Source organism: Streptomyces sp. NPDC007088, assembly GCF_042869355.1.
Lineage (GTDB): Bacteria > Actinomycetota > Actinomycetes > Streptomycetales > Streptomycetaceae > Streptomyces.
The window spans coordinates 217731-234529 of record NZ_JBIAFO010000009.1 but is presented as its reverse complement, the minus strand read 5'-3'; the positions used below and the strand labels follow the sequence as shown (position 1 = coordinate 234529).

The window sequence follows — 16799 nt, the reverse complement described above, 5'->3', positions numbered from 1 at the left end:
TTCAGGCTCCGCAGGCACGGGCCAGGCGGCGGACCCCCTCCTCGATCCGGCTCTCGGACAGGTGGGCGTAGCCGACGACCAGGACGGCGCCCTCCTCCCTCCGCGCGGGCCGCACGGTGCTCCCGGCGGCCCCGTACGCGGACAGGGGAACGACGGTCACGCCCAGCCGCGCCGCGCGGTCCACCGTCGCCGCGGCGTCCCCGCAGCCGGGCGGCAACTGGACGAGAGCGTGCAGTCCGGCCGCGATCCCGGTGACCCCGGCCTGCGGGATCAGGCGGCCCAGCGCCGCGACCAGGACGTCCCTGCGCTGCCGGTACACCTGTCGACAGCGCCGCAACTGGCGGTCGTAGGAGCCCCGTTCGAGGAAATGCGCGAAGGCCTCCTGCTCCAGTACCGGCGCACCGAGGTCCGTCGTGCGTTTGCGGTCCGCGAGCGCTCCCGCGTGCCGTGCCGGTGCCAGGAGCCAGCCCAGCCGCAGTCCGGGCGCGAGGGACTTGCTCGCCGAACCGCAGTACAGCACCCGCTCCGGATCGAGGCCCTGGAGCGCGCCCACCGGGGCCCGGTCGTAGCGGAAGTCCCCGTCGTAGTCGTCCTCCAGCACCAGGCCGTCCACCTCCCGTGCCCAGTCCAGGAGTTCGGCCCGCCGGCCGGGCGAGTACGCGCAGCCGACCGGGAACTGGTGCGCGGGGGTCACCACGACCGTCCGCGCCCCGGACCGCCGCAGCGCCCCGACGTCGATGCCCTCGGTGTCCACCGGGATGCCGACCGTCCCGACCCCCGCGGTCTCGAACAGCGCTCCGTGACCGGGGCTTCCGGGGTCCTCCACCGCGATCACCCGCTCCCCCCGCGCCCGCAGTTCGGCGCAGACCAGAGCCAGCGCCTGCGCCACTCCGGCACACACCACGAGCCGCTCCGGATCGGCCGCCACGCCCCGCCGCCGCGCCAGGAGCCCGGCCAGCTCCGTACGGAGCCGGGGCACCCCGCGCGGATCGGGATAGCCCAGATCGGCGTGGGGCGTCCCGCTCACCGCCGCCCGCTGCGCGGCCGCCCACGCGGACCGCGGGAACAGCGACAGATCGGGCAGCCCAGGGGTGAAGTCGGCCCCAGCCGCCTCCCGCCGGGGTGCCCTGTCCCAAACGGGCGGTCGTTCCGCCTCCCGCGCCGCCCCGCTCACCCAGGTGCCCGAGCCGTGACCGCTGCGCAGATAGCCCTCGGCCGTCAACTGCTCGTACGCCTCCGTCACCAGGCCCCGTGACACCCCCAGATCGGCGGCGAGCGCCCGGCTCGACGGCAGCCGGGCGCCCGGTGCCAGCCGCCCCTCCCGTACGGCGGTACGCAGCGCCGACTGGAGCGCACGGCCCCGCCCCCGCACCGGACCGGCCACGGCCGGAAGCAGCAACTCCCCTCCCACAACCGCCTTTTCGTCGCCCACGCGACCCCGCCCCCTGCCCTCGACGCCGAAGTGGTCCCCGAACCCGGGGCCCCAGTGGACCTTAAAACGGTCCGCCCGCGCTCCTACCTTCGACGCATGCCCCTCCACACCACCGCGCCCGTCAGAGGCGCGCTCCTCGCCGCCTCCGCCTGTGTCCTCGTCGGCGGGTCCTTCAGCGCCAACAGCCTGCTCGCCGACTACCCGTACGCGGACGGGCAGGCCCTGCGCTACGGGCTCGCCGCCCTCCTGCTCCTCCCGTTCCTGCCCCGGGGCCTGCCCCGGGTGCCACGAGAACTCGGCCCCCGGCAGTGGGGGCGGCTCGCCGTGCTCGCGGCCGTCGGCATGGTCGGCTTCAACCTCGCCGTGCTGGCCGCGGAACGCTCGGCGGAACCCGCCGTGCCCGGGGTCCTCGTCGGCTGCGCCCCGGTCGTCGTCGCCGTCCTGGTGCCCCTGCTCTCGCGCCGCCGCCCGCACCGGGCCCTGCTCGCCGGGGCCCTGTGCGTCGCGGCCGGGGCGGTCGTCGTGCAGGGCTGGGGGCGCACGGACACGGCGGGGCTCGTGTTCTCGGTGGCCGCGCTCGCCGGTGAGTGCGGCTTCGCCCTCCTCGCGGTGCCCGTCCTGCCGGTGCTGGGACCGCTGCGGCTGACGGCGACCGTGTGCGCGCTCGCCGCCGTCCAGTCCGCGTGCCTGGCCCTCGCCTTCGGGGGCGGCGCCGCACTGCGCGCCCCGAACGCCGTGGAGGCGGGCGCCCTGTTGTGGCAGGCGGCCGTCGTCACCGTCGTCGGGTTCCTGTGCTGGTACGCCGGGATCAGCCGGATCGGCGCCGAGCGGGCCACGCTCTTCTCCGGGCTCATCCCGGTGAGCGCGGCCGCCACCGCCCCCCTCCTCGGCACCGGCGGCTACGGGACCGCCCAGGCCCTCGGCAGCCTCCTCGTCGCCGTCGGCGTAGCCGTCGGAGCCCGGACGCCGGCCCCCGCGGCGGCGCCGCGGGTGTCACCCGTCCCGTCCGCGGCCTCCGGCTGACACCCCCGAGCCGCTCGCGGCGGGCACCCGTTCCGGGGCCCGTTCGCGAACACCTCATGAACGCTTTGCCCGGAACTGACCCCTCCTTGCCCCTTCGGGGGAGGATTGGTCTTGACCAAGGGTGTGGCCGGGCCTATCGTCGCGAGAGCCGGATAGTGCAAGGTCCTTTAATAAAGAAGACCGATTAAAAGCGCGTGTCCGTCACGGCGTCGGGGAGCGCGGACCGCGAGGCACCGATCGGGCCGGCGGGGCCACGGGGAGAGCGGAGGACAGGGTGGGGACCAGGCTGGAGACGGTGCCGGAGCCCAAGCACCGGCATCTGAAGACAGTGATCGGCGAGGCGCTCGACTCCGAGTTCGCCATCGGGCAGATCCTGCCCAACGAACGCGAACTCGCGGCCCGCTTCGGTGTGGCCCGCGCCACGCTCCGGCAGGCCCTCGAACAGCTCGAACTCGAAGGCAGGCTCCAGCGCAGGCGCGGTGTCGGCACCACCGTCGCCCCGCCCCGGGTCGGCGTCGCGGTCGGCGGCCGCCGCCAGGACGGCCACGGCGGCACCGGTGACGGGTGGCAGCCGCAGGACGCACACCTCGCACCGGCCCCCGCGCCCGTCGCCGCCCTGCTGGGCGGCGCCGAGGAGCCCGTGCACACCGTGACCCGGACCCGCACCGACGACGGGCTGCCCGTCGCCACCGAGGTCCTCTACCTGCCCGCCCGCTCCGTCCCCGGCCTGAGCGCCATCGACGCGCCGTCAGGAGCGGCCCGCGCCCGCGCGGTCCTGCGCGAGTTCCAGCACCTCGACCTCGCGGGCGAGGACCGCTCGGTGGAACTGGGCTCGGCCGCAGCGCGCGACGCCAAACGGCTCGACCGGCTGCCCGGCTCCCCGGTGCTCGTGGTGACCACCCGTTACTTCGCCGGGGACGAGATCGTCGCGGTGTCCGTCGCCACCTACCGCGCCGACACCTGCCGGCTCACCTTCGGCGACGCGGGCACCGGCGCCGGGGTCGAGATCGACTCCGCTCACCGCCGCGCCTCCTGACCAGGCGCGGCCCCGCTCGTGGCGGGCTCCCCGGACATGGCCGGGGAGCCCGCCCTCGCGTTCCCGCCGGTCCCCGGCGCGCCGCACCCGGCCAGTGGCCGCCGGGCGGCGCCCCCGCGGCGGAGGCCGTCGGCGCGGCCGCTCGGGTGTCCCCGCGAAGCCCCCACAGCACCCAGAGCGCTCGACACGCACGCCCACCGCCCCGGCCCAGGCTCCAGGTGCCCCTGCCGCGGGGGACTCGGTGCGGCACCACGGCCCGGGAGCACCTCCCGGCCGGACACCGGGGGAGCACCGGAAACCGCGGGCATGGCACAGGACTTCCCGGACACCCCCGAACCCCCGCCGCCCCTCAGCGGCGCCGGGCCGACACCGTGCTCTCCACAGCGAACAGCTCCTCCTCGACGTGGTCCAGCGCCACGCGCAGCGCCCCCGTCGCGACAGCCGCCTCCCCGAGGATGGACAGCTCCACCCGGGGGGCGCGCAGGCAGTACTTCTCCAACTGGTCACGCAGCGGCTCCAGTACGCCGTCCAGTCCGGCCGCCCAGCCGCCGATGACGACGAGTTCCGGGTCCAGGGCCAGCACCAGGGCCGCGACGTCGTGCGTGAGGCGCTGGATGAAGCGGTCCATCGCGGCCCGTGCCCGCGCGTCCCCGCGCCGGGCCAGCGCGAACACCTCGGCCACCGCCCGCTCGTCCAGCGGATGCAGCGGCCGGTCCGTCGTCGAGAGCAGCGTCTCCGGGGTGACCTCCTGGCCCAGCAGGTGCAGCGCGCCGATCTCCCCGGCCGCCCCGCCGAAGCCCCGGTGCAGCCGGCCCCCGATCAGCGAACCCGCCCCCGGGCTCAGCCCCGCGAGCACGAACACCACGTCGTCACTGTCCTTCGCGGCGCCCTTCCAGTGCTCGGCGACGGCCGCCGCGTTCGCGTCGTTCTCGACCAGCACCGGGCAGCGGAAGGAACGGCGCAGCCGCTCCCCGAGCCGCAGCCCCGTCCACTCCGGCATCGCCGTGCCCAGCCGGACCGTGCCGTCCGCCTCCACGATGCCGGGGCTGCCCACCCCGACCGCGCGCAGCGAACCGCGCGCCACCCCGCACCGCTTCAGCAGTTCGGCGACGGCCCCGCGCAAGCGGTCGATCCGCTCGTCGGCCGCGTCGGAGGCGGCCACGTCCTTCGCCGCGGTGCCCAGAATGCGCCCGTCCAGGTCCGCGAGCATCGCCGCGACCCGGTGCGGACCGATCTCCAGACCCAGCAGATGCCCCGCCTCGGCCCGGAACCGGAACATCCGGGCCGGTCTGCCCTGCCGGCGCGCCCCGCCGTCCTCGGCCGCCGTCTCCACGACCAGCCCGCCGGACACCAGATCGTCCACGACGCCCTCGACGGTCGGCCGGGACAGTCCGGTGACCCGGGCGATCTCGGTGAGCGTCGTACGGGCCCCGCCGCGCAAGGTGTGCAGCACCACCGCGGAGTTGATCCGCCGCAGCAGCGAGGGATCGCCGCCGGTCAGCTGCCCCAAGGTCCCGTCCTCCCAGCTCGCACGCGTGATGGCCGGATCGTACAAGGCCGAGGGGACAGCCGGGAGGGTTCGGGGCCGCAGGTACACAGCCCTGTTATCAACGGCGTGAGGCACAGCACTCCGAGAGCAGAGGACGGGTTTGCGGGCACACCGGCCGGCGCGGTCCCGGCGCCCGGGGCCGCCGCCCGGCCCGGCCGCGGGACTCAGCCCGGGGACACGAACCCCGACTCGTACGCCGCGATCACCGCCTGGGTGCGGTCCCGGGCCCCCAGCTTCGCCAGGAGTGCGCTCACATGGCTCTTGACCGTCTCCGCCCCGACCACGAGCCGGGCGGCGATCTCCGCGTTCGACAGGCCCCGCGCCATCAGCCGCAGCACCTCCTCCTCGCGGCCGGTCAGCTCCGCGCGCTCCATGGCCGTACGCGCCCGCACGTTGCCGTACGTCGCCGCGAGCGCCCGCACGGCGGCCGGGAACAGCAGCGACTCGCCCTCAGCCACCAGCCGCACCGCGTGCACGATCTCGGCCGGCCTGGCCCGCTTCAGCAGGAAGCCGTCCGCGCCCGCGCGCAGCGCCGCGTACACGTACTCGTCCTGCTCGAAGGTCGTCACGACGATGATCTTCGGCGGGCGGTCCACGGAGGCGAGGACCGCGCGGGTCGCCTCGATCCCGTCCATCAGCGGCATCCGGACGTCCATGGCCACCACGTCCGGCCGCAGCCGGCGCACCAGCGGGACCACCGCCGCCCCGTCCCCCGCCTCGCCGACCACCTCGATACCGGGCCGCGCCTCCAGGACGGCCCGCAGCCCGGCCCGCACCAAGGGCTCGTCGTCCACGAGCAGCACCGTCACCGTCGCGCCACGGGAGGCGTCCTCCTCCCGGGCACCCTCGCGCCCGCCCGGACCCGTACCACTCAGCCCAGCGGCAGCGACACCCTCACCCGCCACTCGTCCTCCTCCCTGCCCGCCCGCACCGCGCCGCCCAGCAGCGCGGCCCGCTCCCTGACGCCCCGAAGCCCCGTGCCCCCACCGGGAAACGGGGCCCTGGCCCCCGGCAGCGGATTGCTGACCTCCAGGGCGAGCGAGTCCGCCACCGCGATCCGCACCCGCACCGGAACCGGGCCCGAGTGCCGCAGCACGTTCGTGAGCGACTCCTGGAGTATCCGGTATCCCTCACGCGAGACCGCCCCGGGCAGCCGCTCCAGCGCCCCGGTGACCTCCACGTCCACCGTCGCGCCCGCCCCGCGCGCCGAGTCGAACAGGACCTCCGCCTGCTTCAGCGTCGGCCGCCCGCCCCCGCCCTCTTCCGGATCGCGCAACACCCGCAGCACCCGCTCCAGGTCCTCCAGCGCCGCCCGCCCGGTCTCCTCGATCGCCGTCAGCGCCCGGTCGGTGAACTCGGCGCTGCCCGCCGTCCGCGCCGCTCCCGCCTGAAGGACCGCGACGGTCAGCGCGTGACCGATCGAGTCGTGCAGTTCGGCCGCGATGCGGTTGCGCTCCTGCAACCGCTCGGCCCGCGCCTCCAGAGCGGCGAACCGCTGCTGCGGCGAAGGGCCCAGCAGCCTTCCCGCGAGGACCGCCATAAGACCACCCGCGCCCACCACGAGGGCGTACAGCGCGAGGAGCGGGAGGGGGGCCAGCACCGGCCACCAGCCGCCGTGCGGCGTCCGGAGAAAGTCCGCCGACGTCTCACCGGTGAACAGCGCCTGGGCGGTGGCGGGCAGGTGGAGGGAGAGGACCGACACCACCGCGCCGACCACCAGGCGCGTCTCCAGCCACAGCATCAGCCGCCAGCAGTCCCGCAGACCGCGCGAGGGCGCCACCTCGATGTCCGGCTTCGGCCCCCGCGGGCCGTGCCGCGCCAACAGCAGGCGCGCCTGGAGCGCCTCGGCGGTGCGCATGGCGGGGACCAGCGCGACGCACGCGAGCGACACGGCGGCCACGGCCATCGTCGTGAGCGGGTCGGTGAAGACGAACATGAGCAGCGACGGCCACGCGCACACCATCAGCAGGTGCAGCCAGCGCGCGTACGTCAGCCCGCGGAACGCCGGACGCGCGAGGGAGCGCACCGCGCCCGTGGGGGAGGAGAGGGCCATACCCCCATCATCGCCGCGGCCCCCGCGCACCGGCTTCCCCCGCGCGGGGGAGAAGGAGCCCCCGCCCGGGGGAGGTGCCCGGCCCCCGCGGACGTGAGGCTGAGGCCATGACCAGCATCGACGTATCCGGGCTGACCAAGGAGTACGGCGGCGTCCGCGCCGTGGACGGCCTCGACTTCAGCGTCCTCCCCGGCAAGGTGACCGGCTTCCTCGGGCCCAACGGGTCCGGGAAGTCGACCACCCTGCGCCTCGTCCTCGGCCTCGACCGGCCCACCTCGGGCACCGCGACCCTCGGCGGCACGCCCTACCACCGGCTGAAGGAGCCGCTGCGCCACGTCGGGGCGCTGCTCGACGCGGGCGCCGCACACCACTCCCGTACCGCCCGCGACCACCTGCGGGTCCTCGCCGCGAGCAACCGGGTGCCCGGACGCCGGGTCGAGGAGGTCCTCGCTCTCGTGGGCCTCGGCGAGGTGGCCCGGCGCCGCGCGGGCTCCTTCTCGCTCGGCATGCGCCAGCGCCTGGGTATCGCCGCGGCGCTCCTGGGCGACCCCGCCGTACTGATCCTCGACGAACCCTCCAACGGCCTCGACCCCGAGGGCATCATCTGGCTGCGGCACCTGCTGCGCCAACTCGCCCGCGAGGGCCGCACCGTCCTCGTCTCCAGCCACCTCATGCAGGAGACCGCGGGCTACGCCGACCACCTCGTGGTGCTCGGCCGGGGCCGGGTGCTCGCCGACACGCCGCTCCGGGACTTCGTCGACAAGGGGACCCGGCCCGCCGTGCGCTTCCGCAGCACCGACGCCGACCGCCTCGCCCAGGCGCTGCGCGCCCGAGGCCACGCGCCCGGGGCCGGGGAGGACGGCGCCTGGACCGTCGAGGGGCCGCGCCCCGACGAGGTCGGGGCGATCGCCGCCACCGAGGGCGTCGCCATCCTGGAACTCCACGCCGTGGACGGCACCTTGGAGCAGGCGTATCTCGAACTGACCCGCACACGGACCGAGTACGACGGCGGGCGCCGCGAACAGGGGCCCGGCCCGGAGCACACCACCGACACCGCCGAGAACCAGGAGAGCGCCTCGTGAGCACCGTCGCCGTACTGCGCTCGGAGAACATCCGGCACGGCTCCCTGCCCGCCCTGCGGGCCGGGCTCCTCCTCGTCCCCCTCGTCACGGCCGGCTTCGGGGCGCTGAACGCCGCGAGCGGGGCCGGCGGCGACCCTCTGTTCAGGGCCTTCTTCGGCGTCCTGTTCGGCCAGGTGGCCGCCCTCGCGCACGGCACCCTCGCGATGACCTCCGACTTCCGCGAGGGCGGACTGCGGCTCGCGTTCGCCGCCGTGCCGCGCCGCGGACGCTGGTACGGGGCGAAGATCGCGGTCGTCGGCGCGTACGCCTTCGCCGCCGGACTCCTCGCCGGGCTCGCCTCCGCGCTCCTGGGGGCCGCGGTCACCGGGGACGCCTCGGTGGGGCTCGGCTCGGCGGCCGGCTGGCGGGCCACCGTGGGGTGCGCGGTCTACCTGACCCTCGTCACGTGGTTCGCCATGGGGCTCGCGGCCCTTCTGCGCAGCGGCGTCGCGGTCCTCGCCCTCACGGTGGTGCTCCTGCTCATGACGCCGTTCGTGATCGGTGAGCAGGTCGGTGACGCCGCCGCCTTCCTGCCCGACCGGGCCGGCCAGCTCGTCCTTCACCTGCGTGCGGACGGCGGTCCGCTCGGCCCCTGGAGCGGTCTCGGCGTCCTCGCGCTGTGGACGGCGGCGGCCCTCGCCGCGGGCGGGCGGCGGCTGGCCCGCCGGGACGCCTGAGCGGCCCTCCCGGTCGCGGGCGGGAGACCACGCAGGCCCTCGTCGCGGGGCGCTGTTCCCGGGCCGGGGGCCGCCGGGTTTACTGGAGGCCATGAGCCGCGCGGTACAGCACCTGGAGACCATCGAGTCGCTGTGCGCGCTCCCCTTCCCGCAGGGCCCCGCCCGCACCCCCGCCCTCGCCTCCGGCCCCGGTCACCACCTCGCCGTCCTGCTCACGAGCGAGGAGGAGACGGAGGCGGGGCCGGCGCAACGCGAGGCAGTCGAAGACCAGTTCGAATCCGAACGGGACGGGCTCGTGGTGCTGCTTCAGGCGCGGGGCTGGGGGCGGCCGCAGCGGTTCGCGCTGTGGAGCCTCGCGCTGCGCGCCGCGCGGGAACCGGAGACGGTGCCGGCCCCCTGGGCGGAACTCGCGCTGAGCGTGCCCGACCTGTGCCTGTGGCGCCGCGCCGAACGCTGGGCCGGGCTCGGCATAGCCCGCAGTGGGCCCGAACTGCCGCTCAGCCTCGTGGCGTTCGCGACCGACATCGACCCGCCCTGACCCTCCCGTCCTCCAACCGGCATGACAGGATGCGGCCTTGAGGAAGCCCGTCACGCACCGGCGCGAGGAACCGCCGCCGTGCCCCGGGCGCAGGACGACGACGGAGAGGCCGGACGTGAGCGACACCAGTGGACCCGCGCGTACCGCGGACAAGGAGGGCCCGGCCGCCGGAACGGCCCACAACGCCCGTGTCTGGAACCACTGGCTGGGCGGCAAGGACCACTACCTCGTCGACGAGCGGGTCGGCGACAGCATCACCGCGATGTACCCGAGCATCCGCGAGGTGGCGCGCGCGGACCGCGCCTTCCTGCGGCGTGCGGTGACCCATCTGACCGCCGAGGCCGGGCTGCGGCAGTTCCTCGACGTCGGCACCGGCCTGCCGAGCGCCGACAACACCCACGAGGTCGCCCAGCGCCTCGCACCCGAGGCCCGTGTCGTCTACGTCGACAACGACCCGATGGTACTGGCCCACGCGCGGGCCCTGCTGGCCGGAGCGCCCGAGGGGGTCACCCGGTACCTCGACGCCGACGCCGACGCCCGCGAGCCCGAGGCGATCCTGGAACAGGCCGCCCGCAGTCTCGACCTCGGCCGGCCGGTCGCCCTCATGCTCCTGGGCATCCTCAACTTCGTCCCCGACACCGACGAGGCCCGCCGTATCGTCCGCACCCTGATGGACGCCCTGGCCCCCGGCAGCCACCTCGCCCTGACCCACCCGACGCTGGAACTCGGCGGCGAGGGCAACATCGAGGCGATGGCCTTCTGGAACGAGCACGCGACCCCGCCGATCACGGCCCGTACCGGCGCCGAGATCGCCTCCTTCGCCGAGGGCCTGGAGCTGCTGGCGCCGGGGCTCGTCTCCTGCGTCCACTGGCGCCCCGAACCGGCCCCGGACGGCACGTCGCCCCGTCAGGTCGCCCAGTACGGGCTGGTGGCCCGCAAGAACTGAGCCACGGGCCGCCGGCCGCGCCCGGAAGGGAGAGACGGGGGGCGGCGGGACGCTCAGTCCTCCGCCTCGACCGCCTCGCGCAGCCTCCCGAACTCCTCGGCCATCGCCGCCAGGGACCAGTGGGCGTTGAGACCACTGGGGTTGGGCAGTACCCACACCCGGGCGCCCCCTCTGCCGGTGTCCTGCGGGCCGATCCGCGCGTGCCGGTCCTCGAAGGCGATCCGGTACGCGGTGATCCCGACGACGGCGAGCCACCGGGGCCGGTACCGCTCCACCTTCTCGGTCAGCGCGCGCCCGCCCTCGCGGTACTCCTCCACGCTCAGGTCATCGGCCCGGGCGCTCGCCCGCTCCACGACGTTGGTGATGCCGAGCCCGTACGAGAGCAGCGACTCCTGCTCCTCCGGGCGCAGTTGGCGAGGGGTGAAACCGGATTGGTGCAGCGCCGGCCAGAAGCGGTTGCCCGGACGGGCGAAGTGCTGGCCCTTCACCGCCGAGAGCAGGCCCGGGTTGATCCCGCAGAACAGCACCCGCAGCTCCGGAGCCAGTACGTCCGGGACGAGCCGGCCGCGCGCGGCGGCCAGCTCCTCGGGGGACGGACGGGACGGGCTCAGAGGATCGCCCCGGGCGTGTAACCGGCCGCTTCCGGACGCTGCTTCACGACCGCCTCGACCCGCGCGAGCACGGACGCGACCTGATCGGCGGCCGCGCCGGTGAAGGACAGCTTGTCCGCCATCAGCCCGTCCAGCTCCGCACGGCTCAGCGGGATACGGGAGTCGGCGGCCAGCTTGTCCAGCAGGTCGTTGCGCTCGGCGCCCCGCTCCCGCATCTCCAGCGCGGTGGACACCGCGTTCTCCTTGATCGCCTCGTGGGCGATCTCGCGGCCCACCCCGGCCCGCACCGCGCCCATGAGGACCTTGGTGGTGGCGAGGAACGGCAGGTAGCGGTCCAGCTCGCGGGCGACCACGGCCGGGAAGGCGCCGAACTCGTCGAGCACCGTGAGGAAGGTCTCCAGCAGACCGTCCAGCGCGAAGAAGGCGTCCGGCAGCGCGACCCGGCGCACCACCGAGCAGGACACGTCGCCCTCGTTCCACTGGTCGCCCGCCAGCTCGCCGGTCATCGAGGCGTAGCCGCGCAGGATCACCATCAGGCCGTTGACCCGCTCGCAGGAGCGCGTGTTCATCTTGTGCGGCATCGCCGAGGAACCGACCTGGCCCGGCTTGAAGCCCTCGGTGACCAGCTCGTTGCCGGCCATCAGCCGGATCGTCTTGGCCGTCGAGGAGGGCGCGGCCGCGAGCTGCACGAGCGCGGTCACCACCTCGTAGTCCAGCGAGCGCGGGTAGACCTGGCCGACCGACGTGAACACCTGGCCGAAACCGAGGTGCCCGGCGATGCGCTCCTCCAGCTCCGCGAGCTTGGCGGCGTCCCCGCCGAGCAGGTCCAGCATGTCCTGCGCGGTGCCCACCGGGCCCTTGATGCCGCGCAGCGGATAGCGCTCCAGCAGCTCCTCGACGCGCCCGTAGGCCACCAGCAGTTCGTCGGCGGCGCTCGCGAACCGCTTGCCGAGGGTCGTCGCCTGGGCCGCCACGTTGTGCGAACGGCCCGCCATGACCAGCTCGCCGTACTCCCCGGCGAGCTTCCCGAGCCGGGCGAGGACCGCCACCGTGCGGTCGCGCACCAGCTCCAGGGACAGCCGCACCTGAAGCTGCTCGACGTTCTCCGTGAGGTCCCGCGAGGTCATGCCCTTGTGCACCTGCTCATGGCCGGCGAGAGCGTTGAACTCCTCGATGCGGGCCTTCACGTCGTGCCGGGTGATCTTCTCGCGCTCGGCGATGGAGGCGAGATCCACGGTGTCCAGGACCCGCTCGTAGTCCTCGATCGCTCCGTCGGGCACCTCGATGCCGAGGTCCTTCTGCGCCCGCAGCACGGCGAGCCAGAGCCGGCGCTCCAGCTTCACCTTCTGCTCGGGCGACCAGTACGTGGCCAGCTTGGTGGAGGCGTAGCGGCCTGCCAGGACGTTCGGGATACGGGGCTTCGCAGTCACGTTGACGCAGTCTACTGGCGGTTCGCGCAGACCGGCGCCGCACCCCTGTTCGGAGGAACCTACGAAGCGGGTACGGGTGCGGGGGCCGCGAGCACGCCCGGTCGCGCGGCCGGCACCCCCCCCGTGCGCGCCGGCCGCTCACTCGGGCTGGTGCGGCCCCTCCGCAGAGACCACCCGCATGTCCGCGTAACGCAGCAGCTCGGGGCGTTTCGCGGCCCGGCCGTCACCGGAGGAACGGCCCGTGAGGCGGCGCCCGATCCACGGCAGCAGATGGGCGCGGGTGAAGCTGAGATCTGCGGCCCTGCGCCGCGCCCAGGCCGGGGGGAGTGCGGGCGGCAGCGGCCGGTCCCAGTCCTCCTCGGCGTCGAGGCCGAGCGCCTGCCACACGGCCTCCGCCACCCGCCGGTGTCCCTCGGTGGTGAGGTGCAGCCGGTCCACGCCCCACAGCCGCGGATCGGCGAGCGCCCTGGAGCCGTACAGGTCGACGACGACGGCGCCGTGCCGGGCCGCCAGTTCGTCGATGCACGCGAACAGCGCCTCCATACGCGGCCGGAACTTGTCCAGCACCGGGCCCTGGCGTCCGGGGCTGCGCATGAGGACGAGCCGCCGGCACGAGGGGGCGAGGGTTTCCACGGCCTCCTCCAGCAGACCGCGCACCCGCCCCATGTCGACCTTGGGGCGCAGGGTGTCGTTGAGGCCGCCGACGAGCGTCACGACATCGGCGCCCATCGCGGCGGCCGGACCCACCTGCTCCGCGACGATCTGCCCGATGAGCTTCCCGCGCACCGCGAGGTTCGCGTACCGGAACTCCGGGGTGCGCGCGGCGAGCCGGGCGGCGAGCAGGTCCGCCCATCCCCGGTAGGAACCGTCGGGCAACTGGTCCGACATGCCCTCGGTGAAGCTGTCCCCGACGGCGACCAGGCTGGTGTAAGAGGCATTGATCGACATGGCGAGAGCGATGGTAACCCGGGACCCGTCCCCGCCGGACGGGGCCGTGACCCCGGGCAGACGTCGGCCGTACGGGGACGGGGCCGCCCCTCCCGCCCTCCGTAGAAGAGGGCGGGGCCGCGTACCGGCCGGGGTGATGCCGACCGGAACGCGGCCCCGCCCGCCGGGAGCCCGGGGCAACCGCTCACCGGCTCCCCGGGCTCTTGAGAGGCCCCGGGGTTTTCGCCCGAGGGGTCTCGCCTCGCCGTCCGAACAGCTCCCGCAGGACGTCCTCCATCGTGACCAGCCCCGCGAGCCGGCCGCCCGCGCCGAGGACGGCCGCGAGGTGGGTGCTGCTGCCCCGCATCGCCGTCAGGACGTCGTCGAGCGGCGTGTGCTCCCCGACGCGCGCGATCGGGCGTATCTCCCGCAGCGCGAAGGGCAGGTCGGCCGGGCGCGTCTCCAGCGCGTCCTTGACGTGCAGATACCCCACGATGCGCAGAGCGTCGTCCACGACCGGGAAGCGCGAGTAGCCGTGGGCCGCGGCCAGTTCGGTCAGCCGCTCGGGTGTCACGCCGAACCGGGCGTACACGACCTGTTCCAGGGGCAGGACGACATCCCGCACCGGCCTGCGGCCGAGCTCCAGGGCCTCGTTGAGGCGCTCGCCGGAGCGCGCGTCCAGCAGGCCCGCCGCCCGGGAGTCCCTGACCAGACGGGCCAGCCCGTCGTCCGAGAACGCCGCCGCGACCTCGTCCCTCGGCTCGACGCGCAACAGCCGCAACAGACCGTTGGCCACCGCGTTGACCGCCAGAATCAGCGGGCGCAGCGCGCGCGTCAGCGACACCAGCGGCGGGCCGAGCCACAGGGCGGCGCGCACCGGGTCGGCGAGGGCGAGGTTCTTCGGGATCATCTCGCCGAGCAGCATGTGGAGATACGTCGCGAGGGCCAGCGCGAGCACGAAGGCCAGCGGGTGCACCAGAGCGTGCGCCACGCCCACAGCACCGAACACCGGCTCCAGCAGGTGCGCGACGGCGGGTTCGGCGACGACGCCGAGCACCAGCGTGCACAGGGTGATGCCGAGCTGGGCGGCCGCCATCAGGGCGGACACGTTGCGCAGGCCCCACAACACGCGTACGGCCCTGCGGTCGCCGTCCTCGGCGTACGGCTCCACCTGCGAGCGGCGTACCGAGATCAGCGCGAACTCGGCGCCGACGAAGAAGGCGTTGGCGAGGAGTGTCGCGAGACCGATGAGCAACTGGACGACAGTCATCGGCCCTCCTCCGCGGCGCGGGCGGTGCCCGCGGTCCGGGCGGCGGGGGCGGCCGGCGGGCCGGTCAGCGCGACACGGCTCGCACGCCGGCCGCTCGCCCCGGTCACCTCAAGGCGCCAGCCGGCCAGCTCCACCCGGTCGCCCTCGGCCGGGATACGGCCCAGTTCCGCCGCGAGCAGCCCCGCGAGCGTCTCGTACGGACCCGCGGGGAGCCGCAGTCCGAGGGCGGCCAGCCGGTCGGCGCGCACCGAGCCCTCGGCCGTCCAGCGGGGCCGCCCTCCCGGGCCGGTGCCCTCGGCGACCAGCTCGGGGAACGCGCGCGGATCGTGTTCGTCGCGGACCTCGCCGACGACCTCCTCGACGATGTCCTCCAGGGTGGCGACGCCCGCCGTACCGCCGTACTCGTCGATGACGACGGCCATCGTGCAGCGACCGGACAGGCGGTCGAGCAGCCGGTCGGCGCCGAGCGACTCGGGCACCAGCAGCGCCTCCCGCATCAGCTCCCCGGCCCGCACCCGGCCGCGCCGCGCGGCGGGCACCGACAGGACGTCCTTGACGTGCACGACGCCGACGACCGTGTCCAGGCCGTCCCGGTGCACCGGGAAGCGGGAGAGCCCGGTGTGCCGGGCGGCCGTCACCACGTCCGCGCAGCTCGCCGCCGCCTCCAGGGACACGACCCGCACGCGCGGGGTCATGACGTTCTGCGCCGTCAGATCGGCGAGGCGCAGGGTCCGTACGAAGCGTTCGGCCGTGTCCGCCTCCAGCGTGCCCTCCCGCGCGGAGTGGCGCGCGAGCGCCGCCAGTTCCCTCGGCCCCCGCGCGGAGTCCAGCTCCTCGGCCGGGGTCAGCCCGAAGCGGCGCACGACCCGGTTCGCCGTGTTGTCGAGGTGCTTGATGACGGGACGCAGGGCGAGACTGAACAGCCGCATGGGGCCGGCCACCCGCAAGGCCACCGGGAGGGGCGCGGAGATCGCGAGGTTCTTCGGCACGAGTTCGCCCACGACCATCAGGAACAGCGTCGACAGGGCGGTACCGAGGACCAGGGCGATCGTGGCGGACGCGCCCCGGGACAGCCCGGCCGCGCCGAGCGGGCCGGAGAGCAGGCGCGCGACCGAGGGCTGCGCGAGCATCCCGATGACCAGATTGGTGACGGTGATGCCGAGCTGGGCCCCGGAGAGCTGGAAGGTCAGGTTCCTGACCGCCTTGAGCGCCCCGGCGGCGCCTCGGTCCCCACGCTCGACGGCCGCCTCCAGGTCACCCCGTTCGACGGTGGTCAGGGAGAACTCGGCGGCGACGAAGGCGCCGCAGGCCAGGGCCAGCAGCACGGCGAGGCCGAGCAGGAGGAGTTCGGTGATCATCGGCACGGCTCCGTGCGCTCGGGGGAGGAGGGCACGGGGGGACGCGCGCGGCGGCGCGGACTGGGAGGCTCGCCCATGGGCGGACGCTCACACCTTTCGTATGCGGAGACCGCGGAGGCGGAAAGTGATGGTCAGCCCAGAGTAAAGGAAGAGCAAAGCGAATGGGGTGGTGGTCCCGGCCGCGCGCGGACCGGCCCGGCACGCCACGCCTTCCGGGGGAGCGGCCGCGCTGCCCGCCCCGGTGGCGGCGCAAGCCCTTCAGCGACTCCCCCGGAGCGGCTTCACCCACCGGTCCCACTGCGGCTCGGGCGCGTACCCGGCCGCCCGCCACGCGTGGTGCGCCCGCTCGTTCCCGCTCAGGACCATCGCGTCCCCGCGCCGCCCGCCGAGCGAGACGAACCGCTCCTCGGCCGCCGCGAGCAGCGCCGTGGCCACGCCCCGGCGCCTGTGCGCGGGCGCCACGGCCAGGCGGTACAGGTGGCAGCGCCAGCCGTCGAAACCGGCTATCAGCGTGCCCGCGAGCACCCCGGCGCGCTCGGCGAGAAGCAGGGCGCCGGGATCGCGCGCGAGCAGCCGCTCCAGTCCCTCGCGGTCGTCGCTGATGCTCGTCCCCTCGGCCGCCGTACGCCAGAACCGCAGGACGGCGTCGAGGTCGGCCCCGGTCGCGGCACGCAGGTGGAGTTCGCTCATGGCCCGCAGCCAAGCACGGGGCGCGGCCCGGTCGCGAGGGATTTCCCGGTGTGCGGTGCGCGGTGTGCGGTGTGCGGTGTGCGGGGCGCGGTGTGCGGTGCGGCGCTGCTCGGGGAGCGGGTGGCCGTCCCCCCGGAC

Annotated in this window: 16 protein-coding genes; 6 read left to right on the top strand and 10 right to left on the bottom strand. The window is 75.1% G+C overall.

Annotated elements, in window-relative coordinates:
• Position 1: 1 nt before the first annotated feature.
• On the bottom strand, positions 2–1432 hold the full coding sequence (locus ACFYMP_RS16975; RefSeq protein ID WP_388857327.1) for a PLP-dependent aminotransferase family protein: 1431 nt from the start codon (positions 1430–1432) through the stop codon (positions 2–4).
• A gap of 96 nt (positions 1433–1528) precedes the next feature.
• Here ACFYMP_RS16975 and ACFYMP_RS16970 point away from each other — a divergent pair, with 96 nt between their 5' ends.
• Both ACFYMP_RS16970 and ACFYMP_RS16965 read left to right on the top strand, forming a co-directional pair.
• The gene (locus ACFYMP_RS16970) at positions 1529–2455 is read left to right on the top strand and encodes a DMT family transporter (protein WP_388857324.1); all 927 of its coding nucleotides are present in this window, start codon (positions 1529–1531) and stop codon (positions 2453–2455) included.
• Positions 2456–2729: 274 nt separating this feature from the next.
• Positions 2730–3491, top strand: a complete 762-nt coding sequence (locus ACFYMP_RS16965) for a GntR family transcriptional regulator (RefSeq protein WP_388857316.1) — start codon at positions 2730–2732, stop codon at positions 3489–3491.
• Positions 3492–3840: 349 nt separating this feature from the next.
• On the opposite strand, the gene ACFYMP_RS16960 is transcribed toward ACFYMP_RS16965, so the two are convergent.
• The 3 genes from ACFYMP_RS16960 to ACFYMP_RS16950 all read right to left on the bottom strand — a co-directional run bounded on the left by ACFYMP_RS16960 (position 3841) and on the right by ACFYMP_RS16950 (position 7093).
• Positions 3841–5001 (bottom strand): ROK family transcriptional regulator, encoded by a 1161-nt coding sequence (locus ACFYMP_RS16960; RefSeq protein ID WP_388857313.1) that lies wholly within the window; start codon positions 4999–5001, stop codon positions 3841–3843.
• 203 nt (positions 5002–5204) lie between these two features.
• Positions 5205–5849: a response regulator gene (locus ACFYMP_RS16955; RefSeq protein ID WP_388857542.1), complete on the bottom strand. Its 645-nt coding sequence runs from the start codon at positions 5847–5849 to the stop codon at positions 5205–5207.
• A gap of 62 nt (positions 5850–5911) precedes the next feature.
• Positions 5912–7093, bottom strand: a complete 1182-nt coding sequence (locus ACFYMP_RS16950) for a sensor histidine kinase (protein WP_388857310.1) — start codon at positions 7091–7093, stop codon at positions 5912–5914.
• 107 nt (positions 7094–7200) lie between these two features.
• Here ACFYMP_RS16950 and ACFYMP_RS16945 point away from each other — a divergent pair, with 107 nt between their 5' ends.
• From ACFYMP_RS16945 to ACFYMP_RS16930, 4 genes are all read left to right on the top strand, one after another.
• Positions 7201–8175 (top strand): ABC transporter ATP-binding protein, encoded by a 975-nt coding sequence (locus tag ACFYMP_RS16945; RefSeq protein ID WP_388857307.1) that lies wholly within the window; start codon positions 7201–7203, stop codon positions 8173–8175.
• Positions 8172–8891, top strand: a complete 720-nt coding sequence (locus ACFYMP_RS16940; RefSeq protein WP_388857305.1) for an ABC transporter permease — start codon at positions 8172–8174, stop codon at positions 8889–8891. Before ACFYMP_RS16945 ends, ACFYMP_RS16940 begins: the two co-directional genes overlap by 4 nt.
• A 91-nt stretch (positions 8892–8982) precedes the next feature.
• Positions 8983–9429: a hypothetical protein gene (locus ACFYMP_RS16935; protein WP_388857302.1), complete on the top strand. Its 447-nt coding sequence runs from the start codon at positions 8983–8985 to the stop codon at positions 9427–9429.
• Positions 9430–9544: 115 nt separating this feature from the next.
• Complete coding sequence (locus ACFYMP_RS16930) at positions 9545–10375, top strand: SAM-dependent methyltransferase (RefSeq protein WP_388857299.1); 831 nt, start codon at positions 9545–9547, stop codon at positions 10373–10375.
• A 53-nt stretch (positions 10376–10428) separates the two neighbouring features.
• Here the strand turns inward: ACFYMP_RS16930 and mug are convergent, their stop codons facing one another.
• The 6 genes from mug to ACFYMP_RS16900 all read right to left on the bottom strand — a co-directional run bounded on the left by mug (position 10429) and on the right by ACFYMP_RS16900 (position 16661).
• Positions 10429–10986 (bottom strand): G/U mismatch-specific DNA glycosylase, encoded by a 558-nt coding sequence (mug, locus tag ACFYMP_RS16925; protein ID WP_388857539.1) that lies wholly within the window; start codon positions 10984–10986, stop codon positions 10429–10431.
• Entirely contained in the window at positions 10983–12416 is a 1434-nt protein-coding gene (gene purB, locus ACFYMP_RS16920; protein ID WP_388857296.1) for an adenylosuccinate lyase, read from the bottom strand. The genes mug and purB overlap by 4 nt, the downstream gene beginning before the upstream one ends.
• A gap of 138 nt (positions 12417–12554) precedes the next feature.
• Positions 12555–13364 (bottom strand): SGNH/GDSL hydrolase family protein, encoded by an 810-nt coding sequence (locus tag ACFYMP_RS16915; protein ID WP_388857293.1) that lies wholly within the window; start codon positions 13362–13364, stop codon positions 12555–12557.
• 184 nt (positions 13365–13548) lie between these two features.
• A complete protein-coding gene (locus ACFYMP_RS16910; protein WP_388857290.1) occupies positions 13549–14613 on the bottom strand; it encodes a hemolysin family protein in 1065 nt (354 codons plus the stop codon).
• Positions 14610–15968, bottom strand: a complete 1359-nt coding sequence (locus tag ACFYMP_RS16905; protein ID WP_388857536.1) for a hemolysin family protein — start codon at positions 15966–15968, stop codon at positions 14610–14612. Before ACFYMP_RS16905 ends, ACFYMP_RS16910 begins: the two co-directional genes overlap by 4 nt.
• Before the next feature lie 261 nt (positions 15969–16229).
• Positions 16230–16661 (bottom strand): GNAT family N-acetyltransferase, encoded by a 432-nt coding sequence (locus tag ACFYMP_RS16900; RefSeq protein WP_388857287.1) that lies wholly within the window; start codon positions 16659–16661, stop codon positions 16230–16232.
• Between the last annotated feature and the right edge of the window lie 138 nt (positions 16662–16799).